Here is a 15,428-nt window from a genome sequence, read left to right on the forward strand (position 1 = left end):
GGCAGTGGGCCTCATCGGAGAGGTGCTGCTGCTGCCGTTCGCCCCGGTACGCGGCAGCGCCTGGGTGATCAAACAGGTGATGCACGAGGCGGAGCGCCTCTACTACGACCCGGCGACGGTCCGGGCCGAACTCTCCCAGCTCGAGCAGCAGCTCGAGGCGGGCGAGATCGACGAGGAGGAATTCGACCGACTGGAGGACGAGCTCCTCGACCGACTGGAGATCGGCCTGCGCGGTGGCGCGGGGACTGGTGACGGGACGACATGATGAACCGAGTGGGACTGGGCCTCGCGGTAGGGGCCGGATACGTCCTCGGACGTACGAAGAAACTGAAGATGGCGTTCGCCATCGGCACGCTCGTGGCCGGCAAGCGGATGCACCTGAGCCCGCGGGCGGTGGCCGACATGGTCTCCCAGCAGCTGCTGAAGAACCCGCAGTTCAAGGAGATAGGCGACACGCTCCGCGAGGACCTGCGAGGCGTCGGCAAGGCGGCCTCCGGTGCCATGGTGGAGCGGCAGATCGACGCGATCGCCGACCGGCTGCACGGCCGTACCGCCCAGGTCCGTGACCAGCTCTCGGGCGTGGCATCGGAGGTGCCCGGCCTCTCCCAGGACGAGGACCAGGAGTCCGAAGAGGACGAGGAGCCCGAGGAGGAGGAGACTGGGACCGCGGAGGCCGAGGCCGACGAGGAGCCCTCGAACGAGGACGAAGAGGACCAGGAGTCCGAAGAGGACGACGAGGCCGAGGACGAGGCCGAGGACGCCGACGCCGACGAGGACGAGGACGAGCGGGACGAGGCTCCGGCCGCGGCGAAGAAGACCGCGAAGAGGGCCCCCGCCAGGAAGACGGCCGCGAAGAAGGCGCCGGGCCGCAAGCCGCCCGCGAAGAAGGCGGCACAGAGCCAGGGCCGCACGGCCGGCAACAAGACCGCGGCCAAGAAGACCACGGCGAAGAAGACCGGCGCCAAGAAGGCGACCGCGGCCAGGGGGGCCGGCCGGGGCACCAGGGCCCGGCTGCCGAAGGGAGGCGGTGAGTGATGACCGAGACACTCGGGTCCGCCCGCGACGCCACCGACAAGGCCAAGAACAACCCGCTCACCGACCTGGCCCACAGCGAGGCCGCGGACCGGCTCAAGGCCGAGGTGCAGGAATACCTCTCCGCGCAGGTCCAGCGCATGCTGGTCGGCGTCGGCCAGAAGCTGGGCCAGACCACCGGCAAGCTCAACGACATCGCCGAGGGCAACAGTCCCGGCTTCGCCAAGCTCGCCCTCGACGGCGGCCGCAAGCTCGCCGAGGGCAAGGGGCCCATGCGCAGCGCGATGGAGCTCGGCTTCTCGAATGCCAAGGACAAGGTGGTCGGCGCCTTCAAGAACCTCGGCGGCGGCGGCAAGGGCAAGCGCAAGCGCGGGTCCGGTCAGAAGCCCATGGTGATCATCGAGTTCATCGACGTCGGCGTCGACCTGCGCACCGCCTACGACCAGTGGACGCAGTACCAGGACTTCTCCACCTTCGCGAAGGGCGTCAAGAGCGCGAACCGCGCCGACGACACCCACAGCGACTGGCAGATGAAGATCTTCTGGTCCAACCGCAACTGGAAGGCCACCACCACCGAGCAGATCCCCGACGACCGGATCCAGTGGACGTCGGAGGGAGCCAAGGGCACGACCAAGGGCGTCGTCTCCTTCCACAGGCTTGCCGACAAGCTCACCCGCGTCCTGCTGGTGATCGAGTACTACCCCCAGGGCCTGTTCGAGAAGACCGGCAACATCTGGCGCGCCCAGGGCCGCCGGGCCCGGCTGGACCTCAAGAACTTCGCCCGCTTCATCACCCTCAAGGGCGAGGCGGAGGACGGCTGGCGCGGCGAGATCGAGGACGGCGAGGTCGTCAAGAGCCACGAGGACGCGGTGGCGGAGGAGGAAGAGGAGTCCGAGGACGCCGAAGGCGCCGAGGACACCGAGGGGGAAGACGAAGACCAGGAGGGCCCGTACGCCGAGGACGAGACCGAGGACGAGCCCGAGGAAGAGGGCGAGCCCGAGGACGAGTACGAGGAGTACGACGAGGAGGAGCCCGAGGAGGAGCCCGAGGGCGAGGCACCCGAGGACGAGGAAGAGCTGTCCGACGAGGAGCTGCCTGAGGAAGAGGAAGAAGAGGAAGAGGAGTACGCCAAGGGCGGGAGCCGACGATGAGCATGCCCAGCCGGCTCCCGGACCCCTACGGCCAGGGGAGCGGAGCCAACCTGGCCGACATCCTGGAGCGTGTGCTGGACAAAGGCATCGTCATCGCGGGCGACATCCGCATCAACCTGCTCGACATCGAGCTGCTGACCATCAAGCTGCGGCTCATCGTCGCCTCGGTCGACAAGGCCAAGGAGATGGGGATCGACTGGTGGGAGGACGACCCGGCGTTGTCCTCCCGCGCCCGCCGTGACGAACTCGCCCGGGAGAACAGCGAGTTGCGCGAACGGCTCGCGCGTCTGGAGCAGCTGGAGCCCAGTCGCCGTGCCGAGGAGGAGAGTTCATGACCGGACTGCGGTACGTGTACGCCGTCTGCCGCCCCTTCGGCACCCCGCTCCAGGCCCAACTGGCCGGGGTGGCCGGTGACCCGCCCAGGCTGCTGCACCACCACGGCCTCGTGGCCGTCGTCAGCCATGTGCCGGAGCGGGACTTCGCCGAAGAGCCGCTCCGCCGGAATCTGGAGGACCTGGAGTGGCTGACCGGGACCGTGCGCGCACACCAGAGCGTGATCGACGCGCTCACCGTGGTCACCACCCCGCTGCCGCTCCGGCTCGGCACCGTCTTCCGTGACGACAGCGGTGTCCGGGTGATGATCGAGGCACGCGAGGAAGGCTTCCGGCGCACCCTCGACCGGCTGCAGGACCGGGTGGAGTGGGGTGTCAAGGTGTACGCCGAGACGCCGACCCCGGCCGATCCGGAGCCCGCCGGGACGCCGGAGAAGCCGGTCTCGGGCCGGGACTATCTGCGGCAGCGGCGTCGGCGGGTGCGTTCGCACGAGGAGATGTGGCAGCAGGCGGAGGCGTTCGCGACTCAGCTGCACGCAACGCTTTCCGAGCGTGCCGAGGACGCGCGACTGCACGCCCCGCAGAATCCCACCCTTTCCGGGGCCTCAGGGCAGAACATTCTGAATGCGGCCTATCTCGTGCCGCGCAGTGAATCCGAGGAATTCGTGGAAATGGTGGACCGGACCAAGGGGGAGGTCCCGGGAATGCGGGTGGAACTCACCGGTCCCTGGGCGGCCTATTCCTTCGCGGGGGAGGAACAGCAGCCATGACCGTCATCGAACGCCGCGAGGTGGCCCTCGTCGACCTCCTCGACCGGCTGCTGGCCGGCGGGGTCGTCATCACGGGGGACATCACCCTGCGCATCGCCGATGTCGACCTCGTGCGCATCGATCTGAACGCGCTGATCAGCTCGGTCAACGCGCAGGTTCCCTCACCGTGGGAGGACTCGCCGTGACGGCCCGACGCAACCGACTGGACCTGGAGCCCGACACGGTCGAGCGGGACTTGGTCAAGCTCGTCCTGACCGTCGTGGAGCTGCTGCGGCAGCTCATGGAGCGCCAGGCGCTGCGCCGCTTCGACGAGGGCGACCTGAACGAGGAGCAGGAGGAGCGGATCGGGCTCACCCTGATGCTCCTCGACGACCGCATGACCGAACTGCGCGAGCGCTACGGGCTGCGGCCCGAGGACCTGAATCTGGACCTCGGGCCGCTCGGACCGCTGCTTCCCCGGGAATGACGTCCGGGAGCGTCACCACCTGTACCAGCGACCCCTGCCGCCGCCCGACTTCGTCCCACGCAGCAGGAACCCCAGCAGCCAAAGCACCAGCACGGCCACTGCGATCCACCAGAGAATTTTCACTGCGAAACCGGCGCCGAAGAGAATCAGCACCAGGAGCAGTACGAGCAGGATGGCAATCATGATGAACCTCCTGCTTTGCGAGTTTCCCGGAATGCGTGTTTCAGGCTTCCTTTCTGCACAGAATTTCTCCGTGCAGGACACAGAACCAGCCGTCGTCCTGCCTGCCCCACTCCCGCCACGCCTCGGAGACGGCCCGTAGTTCTTCCCCGTCGGCGTGGCCGCCCTCGGTGGCCCGCTGTGCGTACGCCGAGGCCAGTGTGCGGTCGGCCCACAGCCCGCTCCACCACTCCCGCTCCTCGGCGGTGGAGTAGGTCCAGGTGCCGGAGCTCGCGGTGATGTCCGTCAGGCCCGCCCGCAGCGCCCAGGACTTCAGCCGCCGGCCGGCGTCCGGCTCGCCGCCGTTGGCCCGGGCCACCCGGCGGTACAGGTCCAGCCAGTCGTCCAGCCCCGCCGACACCGGGTACCAGGTCATGGCCGCGTAGTCCGAGTCGCGGACCGCGATGTACCCGCCCGGCCGGGTGACCCGCCTCATCTCGCGCAGGGCCTGCACCGGGTCTCCTACGTGCTGCAGCACCTGGTGGGCGTGGACCACGCAGAAGGTGTCGTCCGGGAAGTCCAGCGCGTGCACGTCGGCGACCGCGAAGTCGACGTTGGTCAGATTCCGTCCGGCCGCCGTGGCACGTGCATGCTCCAGGATGCCCGGCGCGTGGTCGACGCCCGTGACGTGCCCGTCCGGGACCAGGGCCGCGAGGTCGGCGGTGATGGTGCCCGGCCCGCAGCCGATGTCCAGGATCCTCATGTGGGGCTTCAGCGAACCGAGCAGGTAGGCCGCCGAGTTCGCCGCGGTGCGCCAGGTGTGCGAGCGCAGCACGGACTCGTGGTGGCCGTGCGTGTAGACGGCGGTCTCCCGCGGTTTCGACATGGCTGGGACTCCCCTTCTCGACAACGGCGTCGGTACTTCGGAACCGTACGCCCGCATGTCGAATGATGAGACCCGTGTATTGCCATGTGGACTGATGGGTGATCAGTTCCCGGGCAGCGGCCGGTACACCGTCAGTGCCTCGGGCAGCTTCTCCACCGTCACCTCGCCCTCCACCTCGGTCACCTCTCCGTCGTAGGCGAGGAGCGTGCCCGGCGCGACACCCGACAGGTGCAGACGCCCCACCTGGACCGCAGCGTGGGCCGGGGAGCGGGTCAGCGGGCCCGCGACCGCGGCGGCGAGCAGGCGCAGCGCGGGCCGGCGCCCCCCGTGCACGAGCCGCACGTCGAAACGGCCGTCGGCGAGGTCGGTGCGACGACCGGGAGCGAGCCCCATCCGGTGGTAGGTGCCGTTGCCGACGAACAGCAGCCACAGCGGCCGGGCCCGGCCCCCGAACTCGGCCTCCAGCGGATGCCGGTCGGCCCGCAGCACGCGCAGCGCCCCGAGGACCCCGGCCGGCCAGCCGCCGATCCGCCTCGACCAGCGTTCCCGCTCGCGCACCAGCTCCGGATACACGCCCAGGCTGCACGCGTTGACGAAGACACCCTCCCGGCCGTCACTGGTGAAGCGGCCCGCGTCCACGCGCACGGCCTCGCCCTGCCGGACGGCCCGGGTCAGATCGCGCGCCCCCTCCACGCCGAGGTCGTAGGCGAAGTGGTTCAGGGTTCCGCCGGGCAGCACCGCGAGGGGCACGCCATGGCGCAGGGCGATCTCGGCGGCCGCGTTGACCGTGCCGTCGCCGCCGCACACGCCGAGCACCGTGGCACGGGCCGCCGCCTTCTCCAGTTCGGCCCGCACATAGTCCGGTTCGCACTCGACGATCTCGGCCAGCGGCAGCCCGTCGTGCAGGGCGCGCACCCGCTCGGCGGTGCCCGAGGCGGTGTTCGCCACCATCACCAGGCCCTCGCCGTCCGGCAGCGCGGGAACGTCAGCGCGGGGCCGGGCCGGCGGCACGACCTGGGCGCGCGTCGGCACCAGGCCCCGTACGGCGAAGGCGGCACCGGCGCCGAGGGCCGCGCCGGCCAGGACGTCGCTCGGGAAGTGCACCCCCGTGTAGACCCGGGAGAGCGCAACCGACCAGGCGACGGGGGCCACGGCGGCGCCCCACGCCGGGGACTCCAGTGCCACGCCGGCGGCGAAGGCGACGGCCGACGCGGCATGGCCGGAGGGGAACGAGGTCGTGACCGGCCGGTGCTTCAGTCGCCGGGCCAGGGGGACCGGGTCCAGGGCGGGGCGGGTGCGGCGGACCGAGCGCTTGCCGAGGGTGTTGACGGTCAGGGAGGCGAGGGCCAGGGAGGCGAGACCGCGAGCGGCGGCGCGGCGGGAGCGGGGGGTGCGGCTCGCGGCCATCGCGGCGGCGGTGGCGAACCAGAGGACGCCGTGGTTGGCGCCGCGGCTCAGTCGGGGCAGGACCGGCTCGGCCGCGGGCCAGTTCCGGCCGGCCGCGAACTCGAAGAGGCGGGAGTCGAGGTTCATGAGGCGGCGGCGGCCGCGCTCGGGAAGGGTGAGATCGACATCGGGGCTCATGACAGTGCGGGTACCCGCCGCAGGGCTGCTCGGTCGGGCCCTGACGGGGGTTCGCCGTGGCGGGTCGCGCGGTTCCCCGCAGGCCTGAGGGGCGCCTCTCCTCGCCCGGTGCCAGGCCATAAGCGTTTGCCCTGGCCATGGGGTCGCACGCAGAATGCGACCCCATGGGACATCTGGAAGCCGCACACCTCGAGTACTACCTCCCCGACGGGAGGGCGCTGCTCGGCGATGTGTCGTTCCGGGTGGGGGAAGGTGCCGTGGTGGCCCTCGTCGGGCCCAACGGCGCAGGCAAGACCACCCTGCTGCGGCTGATCTCCGGCGAGCTGAAACCGCACGGCGGGACGGTCACCGTCGGTGGCGGCCTGGGCGTGATGCGTCAGTTCGTGGGGTCCGTACGGGACGAGACGACCGTACGGGACCTGCTCGTGTCGGTCGCGCCGCCCCGGATCCGGGAGGCCGCGCAGGCCGTCGACAGGGCCGAGCACCTGATCATGACCGTGGACGACGAGGCCGCCCAGCTGAAGTACGCGCAGGCCCTGTCCGACTGGGCCGAGGTGCGCGGATACGAGTCCGAGACCCTGTGGGACATGTGCACCACGGCCGCGCTCGGGGTGCCGTACGACAAGGCGCAGTTCCGCCAGGTGCGGACGCTGTCCGGCGGCGAGCAGAAGCGGCTGGTGCTGGAGGCGCTGCTGCGCGGCACGGACGAGGTGCTGCTGCTCGACGAACCGGACAACTACCTCGACGTGCCCGGCAAGCGCTGGCTGGAGGAGCGCCTCAAGGAGACCCGCAAGACCGTCCTGTTCGTCTCCCACGACCGGGAACTGCTGTCGCGGGCCGCCGAGAAGATCGTGTCGGTGGAGCCCTCGCCGGCCGGGGCGGACGCCTGGGTGCACGGCGGCGGTTTCGCCACCTACCACGAGGCACGGCGCGAACGCTTCGCCCGCTTCGAGGAGTTGCGCAGGCGCTGGGACGAGAAGCATGCGCAGCTCAAGAAGTTGGTCCTGAACCTCCGCCAGGCGGCCAGCATCAGCCATGAGCTGGCCTCCCGCTACCAGGCGGCCCAGACCCGCCTGCGCAAGTTCGAGGAGGCCGGTCCGCCGCCCGAGCCGCCGCGCGAGCAGGACATCAGGATGCGCATCAAGGGCGGCCGCACGGGCGTACGGGCCGTCACCTGCAAGGGACTTGAGCTCACCGGCCTGATGAACCCCTTCGACCTGGAGGTCTTCTACGGCGAACGCGTCGCCGTCCTCGGCTCCAACGGCTCCGGCAAGTCGCACTTCCTGCGGCTGCTGGCGGGGGACTCCACGGTGGCGCACACGGGCGAGTGGAAGCTCGGGGCGCGGGTCGTGCCCGGGCACTTCGCGCAGACCCACGCCCACCCCGAGCTCTTCGGCCGCACCCTTCTCGACATCCTCTGGAAGGAGCACGCCCAGGACCGGGGCGCCGCGATGTCCCGGCTGCGCCGCTACGAACTGACCGGCCAGGCCGAGCAGAGCTTCGACCGGCTCTCCGGCGGTCAGCAGGCCCGCTTCCAGATCCTCCTGCTGGAGCTCCAGGGCGTCACCGCGCTCCTCCTGGACGAGCCCACGGACAACCTCGACCTGGAGTCCGCGGAGGCCCTCCAGGAGGGCCTTGAGGCCTTCGACGGGACGGTCCTCGCGGTCACCCACGACCGCTGGTTCGCGCGCTCCTTCGACCGCTTCCTGGTCTTCGGCTCGGACGGACGGGTGCGCGAGACGCCGGAGCCGGTGTGGGACGAGCGACGCGTGGAACGGGCCCGGTGACCCGCGGTCACCGAGCCCGTCCGCGACGTCTCAGGCCCAGCGCAGCAGGGCGCCCAGGCCGCCCACCGGGGCCTCCTCGGCCGCCGGCGTCACGGACAGCGCCGGAGCGCCCGTCGCCACCGCCGACCTGATCAGCGCGTCGTCCGCCCGGGCCGACCAGGAGTTCTGTTCGCCGAGGATCTTCAGCTCCGTACGGCGGACCGCCAGCTGGTCCGGATCCTCGCCGACCCACACCTCCTGGTGCGCGTCGGGCCCGTCCGGGCGGATCAGGAGTGCCTCGATACGGTGCTCACGCGCCGCCTCGACCAGCGCGGGAACCCCCTCCACGGCCCCCGGCCGCCCGTCCTCGCCCGGCGCGCGGGCGGCGAGGAACCGTTCCAGCTCACGCTCCGCGCGCTGCCGTACGTGCGCGGTGCGGGCCTCCTCCACCTCCTCGTCGAGCAGCCGGCTCCCGGCGCCGTGCCCGGCCTCGACGACCCGGTCGTGCAGCCGCTTGGGCAGCCGCTCGCGCACCGACCGCTTCTCCCGCTCGTCACCGACCAGGATCAGCAGGTCGGCACCGGTCTCCTCCTGGCAGACCGCCAGCGCGTCCGCGATCTCGGCCGCGTTGTGCTCCCAGGTGTTCTCCACCCGCAGCTGGAAGTGCCGCTCCGACCAGTCGGAGCTGGTCGTCCGGTGCACCGGCCATTGCCTGCCGGTGACCGAGCCGGCGCCCCGCCGGCCGAGCGCCCCGCGCAGCTCGAAATCGGCGCCCTTGCGGTCGACGTACGCCACCACGCACAGCGGGTCGTCCCCGGCCAGCTCGACCAGGGGCGCGGTGTGCGGCAGCGGGGCCCAGCGGACCAGGCTGCCGTCGGGGGACCTGGTCAGCGGCGGGTCCAGGACGACCTCCCCGGCGCGCGCGAAGACGGCCCGGCCGTGCGGCTCGGACGAGGGGCGCAGTTCCTCCAGCGCCTCCCGCACCACCACGCAGGTCTCCTCGTCGGCCCCCTGCGTGGACAGCTCGCGGGCGACCGCGACCGCGGCCAGATGCCGTTCGTGGGACGTGTCCTCGGTGGGGCGTGGGGCGTCGACGTACACGGAGGCCCAGGGGCCCGGATGTTCGTAGAGTGGATGCAGGAAAGCGAGATCCATGGTTCCCTCCCGGATGCCGCTCGGGGGCAGTGCGGTAATGCTTGCGGGGCGGGTACCCGAAGCGCATGGACGAACACGACGAGCGGGGTACACCATGACCGGAGTCGACCCCAGCCGGTTGGACGACCAGCAGCTGATGAAGGAGCTGGAGACGATCCACCGCACGCGGCACGACACGCTCCTCTACGGCTCGAACGGCGCGCTCAGGGCGCACAACGAACGCATGGCCCGCCTGGAGGGCGAGTACCTGCGCCGCAACCCGGGCCGGACCGTGGCCGCGGGCCGCACCCGGGAGGGGGCGCGGGAGCGGAAGCCGGGGGAGGAGGCCTCCCCGGCGCTGGACTGACCGGCCCGGCTCCGCGGACCCCGGCCGACAGCGGACGGTGACCTGCCGATCACACGATCAGCAGGCCACCGGTGCGGTGCTCGCAGGGCTCAGTGGCGCGTCGGCAGCCGGCCCCAGTGCCGGTGCGCGGCGATCGCGGCCACGAACGCGTCGAGGAACTCCTCGCCCGCCGGGCCCGGGGACGTCTCCGTCACCACGCCCCGGTCGCTCTCGACGCGATGGAACTCCGTGGACAGGCGCAGCTCCTCCGGCTCCAGCGACGACAGGATCCCGACGCCCGAACCGAGCGCGCCGATCGGCTTGCCGTGCCGGTAGGCGTCCCGCACGAAACGCGTGGCGTCCGGGTCGGCGGCCGCGGGCGGGGTGCCCACGGGGCCGCCGGGCAGCAGGACCGCGTCGTACAGGACGGAGGCGACGGTCGGCAGCGCGCGGTCGACCGTGTACAGCTCCCCGTCGGCGCCGCGCACCTCCCCGTCCATGGGTGCCAGCGCCTCCACGATCGCGCCCTCGGCGGCCAGCCGCTCCCGCACCGAGGTCACCTGCTCGGCGTCGATCCCGTCGGTGACGAGGACCGCGATCCGCCGGGTGCGGATGGAGCCGTCGCCGCGCAGCGACTCCAGGCTGAGCGCGGGGGAGGCGGCCTTGGACGCCTGCGAGGCGAGCCCGGACGGCTGCGGCAGCCCGATGCCACGGGCCACCTCGGTCGCCAACTCGCCGTCCACCTTGGCGAGTTGCTCGACAGTACGGGCCCGCACCGCCCGGGCGTCCACCTTGCCCAGCTCGAACCGGAACGCCTCGACGATGTGCTGCTTCTCCCAGTCGGTCATGCTGTTCCAGAACAGCGCGGGCTGGCTCCAGTGGTCCTGGAAGCTCGGGCTGCGCCGCCGGATCTTGTGACCGTCCACGCGTTCCGCGTAGTGCGTGAACGCCTGTCCGTCGACTCCGGCGTGGGCCGGGCAGCCGCCGCCGAGTGAGTTCGGGGAGTAGTTCGTGCCCCGGTGGATCGCGCTCTGGTGGTAGCCGTCGCGCTGGTTGTTGCGCACCGGCGCCACCGGCCGGTTGACCGGCAGCTGCGAGAAGTTCGGCCCGCCCAGCCGGATCAACTGGGTGTCCAGATAGGAGAAGTTGCGCGCCTGCAGCAGCGGGTCGTTGGTGAAGTCGATCCCGGGCACCACATTGGCGGTGTGGAAGGCGACCTGCTCGGTCTCGGCGAAGAAGTTCTCCGGGTTGCGGTCGAGCACCATCCGGCCGATCGGCCGCACCGGCACCTGCTCCTCCGGGATCAGCTTCGTGGCGTCGAGCAGATCGAAGTCGAACGCGAACTCGTCCTCCTCCGGGACGAGTTGCACACCCAGCTCCCACTCCGGGTACTCGCCGGCCTCGATGGCGTCCCACAGGTCAGCCCGGTTGAAGTCCGGGTTGCGGCCCTGGCACTCCTGCGCCTCGTCCCACACCAGCGAGTGCGCGCCCAGCTTCGGCGTCCAGTGGAACTTCACGAAGGTGCCCTTGCCGTCCGCGTTCACGAACCGGAAGGTGTGCACGCCGAAGCCCTGCATCATGCGGTAGCTGCGCGGGATCGCCCGGTCCGACATCAGCCACATGATCGCGTGCAGCGTCTCCGGCTGGAGCGACACGAAGTCCCACAGGGTGTCGTGCGCGGAGGCGCCCGTCGGGATGTCGTTGTGCGGCTCCGGCTTCACCGCGTGCACGAAGTCCGGGAACTTGATGCCGTCCTGGATGAAGAAGACCGGGAAGTTGTTCCCGACCAGGTCGTAGTTCCCTTCCGACGTGTAGAACTTGGTGGCGAAGCCGCGTACGTCCCGCACGGTGTCCGCGGAGCCCTTGGGGCCCTGCACGGTCGAGAACCGCACGAACACCGGGGTGCGGACCGCCGGGTCCTGGAGGAAGGCGGCACGGGTGAACTCGGCGCAGGACTCGTACGGTTCGAAGTATCCGTAGGCACCCGCGCCCCGCGCGTGCACCACCCGCTCCGGGATGCGTTCGTGGTCGAAGCGGGTGAGCTTCTCCCGGAAGTGGAAGTCCTCCATGAGCGTGGGGCCGCGCTCACCGGCGGCGAGCGAGTCGTCGGTGTGGTCCACCGCGACGCCCTGGTCGGTGGTGAGCGGACCGGCGGTCGGGTCGTCGGCGTGGAACGACTCGCGCTGACGCTGCTTGCGGTCGGCCTGGTCCATCAGACGGCCTCCTTCGCGAACACGTCCAGGAACGTCTCGCAGAACGCCTTGAGGTCGTCCGGTTTGCGGCTGGTGACCAGCTTGTTGCTGCCGTGGTCGCAGACCTTCACCTGCTCGTCGACCCAGGTGCCGCCCGCGTTGCGGATGTCGGTCTGGAGACTCGGCCAGGAGGTGAGCACCCGGCCCCGTACGACGTCCGCCTCGATGAGGGTCCACGGCGCGTGGCAGATCGCGGCCACCGGGCGCCCCTGGGTGAAGAAGTCCCGCACGAACGCCACGGCCTTCTCGTCCATCCGCAGGAAGTCCGGGTTGGCCACCCCGCCGGGCAGCACCAGCGCGCCGAAGGAGTCCGCGGACGTCTCGCCCACGACCTCCTGCACGGGGAAGGTGTCCGCCTTGTCGAGGTGGTCGAACGCCTGGATCGTGCCGGGCTTCGTCGACACGAGCACGGGCTCGTGTCCCGCGTTCACCGCCGCCTGCCACGGATCGGTGAGCTCGATCTGCTCGACGCCCTCTGGTGCGGTCAGAAACGCGATGCGCATGATGATTCGACGTCCTTTCCTGGAAAGTGTTTTCCTCACACGGGGTCCGTGTGGTCCGGGTCCGCGCGGGTGATGTCGGCGAGCGCCGAACCCGGAACCCGGCCCTCGGCGATGTCGCCGAGGCTCACCATGCCGACGGGAAGGCCGTCCTCGACGACCGGCAGCCGCCGTACGGCATGGGCCCGCATCAGCGCGACCGCCTGGGTCACCGGGTCGCCGGGGGCGACCGTCAGCGGATCCGGTGTGCACACCGAGCGGGCACTCACCGTCAGCGGATCGACCCCGTCGGCGACGGCCCGGATCGTGATGTCCCGGTCGGTGAGCAGCCCCACCACGCGCTGACCGTCGGCCACCACGACATCGCCGATGTCCTGCGCGCGCATCAGCTGCGCCGCCTCGACCAGCGAGGCGTCCGGGCGGACCGCCACCACTCCGGGCGTCATCACGTCCCTGACGAGCTCCGCCCTCACGGCGTGTCCCCCGTCCGGGTCAGCGCCCGTGCGAGCTCCTGAACGTTGGTGTAGGTCTCCTTGCGCGGCCGTTCCTCCACCGCCTCGACGAGGGCGTCGGGGGCGTTCTTGCGGCGCAGTACCCGCGCCAGCTCCACAGGAGTGGCGGGGAAGGAGCTGCGGCCCAGGAGCCGGGCCAGCTCCAGTCGGACGGTCTCCAGCGATGCCCCCTCGCTGCCCGGTGCCACGGGCCCGCCCCAGACCTGCGGATCGTCGTCCGCGGTCGGCTCCGGGTCGTTCCACTCCTCGCTCCGGGTGGGGTGCCCGGAGCGGAGCAGACCCTGGAGTTCGTGCTTCATCTCGTCGTCGCGGTGGCGGCTCAGCCGGTCGCTGCCTCGCTGCATGTCTCCCTCCAGATCTTCGGGGTCCGCCCCGCGTACCCGTGCACCGCGGGCCGACACAGGGTTTGCCGGACCGATCCGGGGAGACCCGGATCGAACCCCCCGCGCACCTCCCCTGGGAAGGACATGGCGATGGTCGTCCTCGCCGCGCTCATACCGATCCTCATGCTCGCCGTGGTGCTCGCGCTCGGCCGCTACGAGGAACTGATGCTGCCGGAGCCGAAGGGCGACCGGATCGAACCGGCCGCCCTGCCGACGGTTACTTCTTCTCCCGCCCCGGCAGGAACTCCTGCACCTTCGCCTTGAAGCCCTGCTTCACCATGGACCCCGCGTCGGCGTCGCCCTTGAGGATCGAGGCGGCCGTGGCCTCCATCTGGTCCCAGGTGACGTGCGGCGGGATCGGCGGTACGGCGGGGTCGGTGAGGAACTCCAGGACGGCGGGCCCGTCCGCCTGCAACCCGGCCCGCCAGGCCGCCTCCACGTCCTCCGGCTTCTCCACCCGGATCCCGGTCAGACCGAGGGAGCGGGCGAACGCGGCGTACTGCACGTCCGGAAGCTGTTGCGAGGGCAGGAACGACGGGGCGCCCTCCATGGCCCGCATCTCCCAGGTGACCTGGTTGAGGTCGTGGTTGTTCCAGACGGCGACGATCAGCCGCGGATCCTCCCACAGGTCGCGGTACTTGGCCGCGGTGATCAGCTCGGCCATGCCGTTCATCTGCATCGCCCCGTCCCCGACCAGCGCGATCGTCGGCCGGTCCGGATGCGCGAACTTCGCGCCGATCGCGTACGGCACCCCCGGTCCCATCGCCGGACAGCGACGAACGCATGCCGGGCCGCATGGTCAGGTGCCGGGCGTACCAGTTGGCGGTGGAACCGGAGTCCGAGGTGACGATCGCGTTGTCCGGCAGCTGGGGGCACCCCCTCTGGGGGAGGGTCCAGGGCGCGGGCCACGTACTCCGGGTTGATCGGGTCGGCCGACTGCAGCGCCCGCCGCTCCAGCATCTCGCGCCAGTGCGTGACGTTGTCGCACACCGTGTCGTACCACTCGCGCCCGCCGCGCTCCACGTCCAGCATCGGGATCAGCCGCTGCAGCGTCGCCCTGGCGTCGCCGACGAGGTTCACCTCGTACGGGTAGCGCATCCCGACCATCTGCGGGTCGATGTCGATCTGCACCCCCCGCGCCTTGCCGAACTTCGGCAGGAACTGCGAGTACGGGAACGACGACCCGATGGTCAGCAGGGTGTCGCAGTCCCGCATGAGCTCGTACGAGGGACGTGTGCCCAGCAGGCCGATCGAGCCGGTGACGTACGGGAGTTCGTCGCTCAGCGCGTCCTTGCCGAGCAGCGCCTTGGCGACGCCCGCGCCGAGCAGTTCAGCGATCCGCTCCACCTCGGCCCGCGCCCCGGCCGCGCCCTGGCCGATCAGGATCGCGGGCTTGTCACCGGAGTTGAGGATCTCCGCGGCCCGCTCCAGCGACTCCTGGGACGGCACCACCGTCCAGTCGCTGCGGTCCAGGCTGGAGGGCACCATCTTGAACTCGTGCGTCGGCGGCGAGTAGTCGAGCTCCTGGACGTCACCCGGAATGATGATCGCCGTCGGGCAGCGGCGGGCGTACGCGGTGCGGATCGCCCGGTCCAGGACGTTCGGCAACTGCTCGGGGACCGTCACCGTCTCCACGAACTCCGAGGCGACGTCCTTGAACAGGGTGTGCAGGTCCACCTCCTGCTGATACGACCCGCCCATCGCGGAGCGGTGCGTCTGGCCGACGATCGCCAGCACCGGCACATGGTCCAGCTTGGCGTCGTACAGCCCGTTGAGCAGGTGGATCGCGCCGGGCCCCGAGGTCGCCGCGCACACTCCGATCCGGCCGCTGAACTTGGCGTAACCGACCGCCTGGAACGCGGACATCTCCTCGTGCCGGGACTGCACCAACCGCGGCCGGTCGCCGGCCCGGCCCCAGGCCGCCAGCAGGCCGTTGATGCCGTCGCCCGGATAGCCGAAGACATGGTCCACACCCCACTCGCGCAGCCGCTTGAGGATGTGATCGGACACCTTGGTGCTCATGGATCGGCCTCCCGCATGGACGGCAGAGGCAACAGCCTTACGAGTCATTCCGCGGGCCACCGGAAAACCTGCCCCGGTGTTTGGCGCCCGGAGCCCGGGGCAGGCGCACTCACAGTGCTTCGGACCGGAGGCA

At 71.0% G+C, this 15,428-nt stretch carries 17 protein-coding genes and 2 pseudogenes; 10 read left to right on the top strand and 9 right to left on the bottom strand.

All coding sequences use genetic code 11. The features are described from left to right. Positions 1-4 precede the first annotated feature (4 nt). Genes IOD14_RS13045 through IOD14_RS13075 form a run of 7 tightly spaced genes read left to right on the top strand, consistent with a single transcriptional unit; the run spans position 5 to position 3,751 of the window. Positions 5-265 (top strand): gas vesicle protein GvpG, encoded by a 261-nt coding sequence (locus IOD14_RS13045; RefSeq protein WP_123994402.1) that lies wholly within the window; start codon positions 5-7, stop codon positions 263-265. Next, positions 265-1,035: a DNA primase gene (locus IOD14_RS13050; RefSeq protein ID WP_212673262.1), complete on the top strand. Its 771-nt coding sequence runs from the start codon at positions 265-267 to the stop codon at positions 1,033-1,035. Before IOD14_RS13045 ends, IOD14_RS13050 begins: the two co-directional genes overlap by 1 nt. Continuing rightward, the gene (locus IOD14_RS13055) at positions 1,035-2,183 is read left to right on the top strand and encodes an SRPBCC family protein (protein ID WP_212670302.1); all 1,149 of its coding nucleotides are present in this window, start codon (positions 1,035-1,037) and stop codon (positions 2,181-2,183) included. The genes IOD14_RS13050 and IOD14_RS13055 overlap by 1 nt, the downstream gene beginning before the upstream one ends. Continuing rightward, entirely contained in the window at positions 2,180-2,518 is a 339-nt protein-coding gene (locus IOD14_RS13060; protein ID WP_123994400.1) for a gas vesicle protein, read from the top strand. Before IOD14_RS13055 ends, IOD14_RS13060 begins: the two co-directional genes overlap by 4 nt. After that, positions 2,515-3,285 (top strand): GvpL/GvpF family gas vesicle protein, encoded by a 771-nt coding sequence (locus IOD14_RS13065; RefSeq protein WP_212670303.1) that lies wholly within the window; start codon positions 2,515-2,517, stop codon positions 3,283-3,285. The genes IOD14_RS13060 and IOD14_RS13065 overlap by 4 nt, the downstream gene beginning before the upstream one ends. Beyond that, positions 3,282-3,470: a gas vesicle protein gene (locus IOD14_RS13070; protein WP_123994398.1), complete on the top strand. Its 189-nt coding sequence runs from the start codon at positions 3,282-3,284 to the stop codon at positions 3,468-3,470. Before IOD14_RS13065 ends, IOD14_RS13070 begins: the two co-directional genes overlap by 4 nt. Continuing rightward, positions 3,467-3,751 carry a gas vesicle protein K gene (locus IOD14_RS13075; protein ID WP_057608230.1) on the top strand — a complete coding sequence of 95 codons (285 nt, stop codon included), beginning with the start codon at positions 3,467-3,469 and terminating at the stop codon, positions 3,749-3,751. The genes IOD14_RS13070 and IOD14_RS13075 overlap by 4 nt, the downstream gene beginning before the upstream one ends. Positions 3,752-3,763: 12 nt before the next feature. Here the strand turns inward: IOD14_RS13075 and IOD14_RS13080 are convergent, their stop codons facing one another. From IOD14_RS13080 to IOD14_RS13090, 3 genes are all read right to left on the bottom strand, one after another. Further along, positions 3,764-3,934: a hydrophobic protein gene (locus IOD14_RS13080; protein WP_123994397.1), complete on the bottom strand. Its 171-nt coding sequence runs from the start codon at positions 3,932-3,934 to the stop codon at positions 3,764-3,766. 40 nt (positions 3,935-3,974) lie between these two features. Further along, the gene (locus IOD14_RS13085) at positions 3,975-4,796 is read right to left on the bottom strand and encodes a methyltransferase domain-containing protein (protein ID WP_212670304.1); all 822 of its coding nucleotides are present in this window, start codon (positions 4,794-4,796) and stop codon (positions 3,975-3,977) included. Between the two features lie 102 nt (positions 4,797-4,898). Next, entirely contained in the window at positions 4,899-6,380 is a 1,482-nt protein-coding gene (locus IOD14_RS13090) for a bifunctional phosphatase PAP2/diacylglycerol kinase family protein (RefSeq protein WP_123994395.1), read from the bottom strand. Positions 6,381-6,544: 164 nt separating this feature from the next. Here IOD14_RS13090 and IOD14_RS13095 point away from each other — a divergent pair, with 164 nt between their 5' ends. Then, complete coding sequence (locus tag IOD14_RS13095; RefSeq protein ID WP_123994394.1) at positions 6,545-8,167, top strand: ATP-binding cassette domain-containing protein; 1,623 nt, start codon at positions 6,545-6,547, stop codon at positions 8,165-8,167. A 30-nt stretch (positions 8,168-8,197) separates the two neighbouring features. Here the strand turns inward: IOD14_RS13095 and IOD14_RS13100 are convergent, their stop codons facing one another. After that, entirely contained in the window at positions 8,198-9,301 is a 1,104-nt protein-coding gene (locus tag IOD14_RS13100) for a Vms1/Ankzf1 family peptidyl-tRNA hydrolase (protein ID WP_212670305.1), read from the bottom strand. Between the two features lie 65 nt (positions 9,302-9,366). On the opposite strand from IOD14_RS13100, the pseudogene IOD14_RS13105 reads away from it, so the two are divergent. Continuing rightward, a pseudogene (locus IOD14_RS13105) lies at positions 9,367-9,647 on the top strand (DUF6158 family protein). 89 nt (positions 9,648-9,736) lie between these two features. On the opposite strand, the gene IOD14_RS13110 reads toward IOD14_RS13105, so the two are convergent. The 4 genes from IOD14_RS13110 to IOD14_RS13125 are packed head-to-tail and all read right to left on the bottom strand — an operon-like array spanning position 9,737 to position 13,234. Beyond that, the gene (locus IOD14_RS13110) at positions 9,737-11,839 is read right to left on the bottom strand and encodes a catalase (RefSeq protein ID WP_212670306.1); all 2,103 of its coding nucleotides are present in this window, start codon (positions 11,837-11,839) and stop codon (positions 9,737-9,739) included. Next, a complete protein-coding gene (locus tag IOD14_RS13115) occupies positions 11,839-12,381 on the bottom strand; it encodes a type 1 glutamine amidotransferase domain-containing protein (RefSeq protein ID WP_123994391.1) in 543 nt (180 codons plus the stop codon). The genes IOD14_RS13110 and IOD14_RS13115 overlap by 1 nt, the downstream gene beginning before the upstream one ends. Positions 12,382-12,416: 35 nt before the next feature. Continuing rightward, positions 12,417-12,851, bottom strand: a complete 435-nt coding sequence (locus IOD14_RS13120; protein ID WP_212670307.1) for a CBS domain-containing protein — start codon at positions 12,849-12,851, stop codon at positions 12,417-12,419. Beyond that, positions 12,848-13,234 (bottom strand): DUF2795 domain-containing protein, encoded by a 387-nt coding sequence (locus IOD14_RS13125; RefSeq protein ID WP_212670308.1) that lies wholly within the window; start codon positions 13,232-13,234, stop codon positions 12,848-12,850. Before IOD14_RS13125 ends, IOD14_RS13120 begins: the two co-directional genes overlap by 4 nt. A 129-nt stretch (positions 13,235-13,363) precedes the next feature. Here IOD14_RS13125 and IOD14_RS13130 point away from each other — a divergent pair, with 129 nt between their 5' ends. Then, complete coding sequence (locus IOD14_RS13130) at positions 13,364-13,537, top strand: hypothetical protein (RefSeq protein ID WP_174269400.1); 174 nt, start codon at positions 13,364-13,366, stop codon at positions 13,535-13,537. On the opposite strand, the pseudogene IOD14_RS13135 reads toward IOD14_RS13130, so the two are convergent. Continuing rightward, a pseudogene (locus tag IOD14_RS13135) lies at positions 13,491-15,295 on the bottom strand (thiamine pyrophosphate-requiring protein). The gene IOD14_RS13130 and the pseudogene IOD14_RS13135 overlap by 47 nt on opposite strands. Positions 15,296-15,428 lie beyond the last annotated feature (133 nt).

This window comes from Streptomyces sp. A2-16 (assembly GCF_018128905.1).
Classification (GTDB): domain Bacteria; phylum Actinomycetota; class Actinomycetes; order Streptomycetales; family Streptomycetaceae; genus Streptomyces.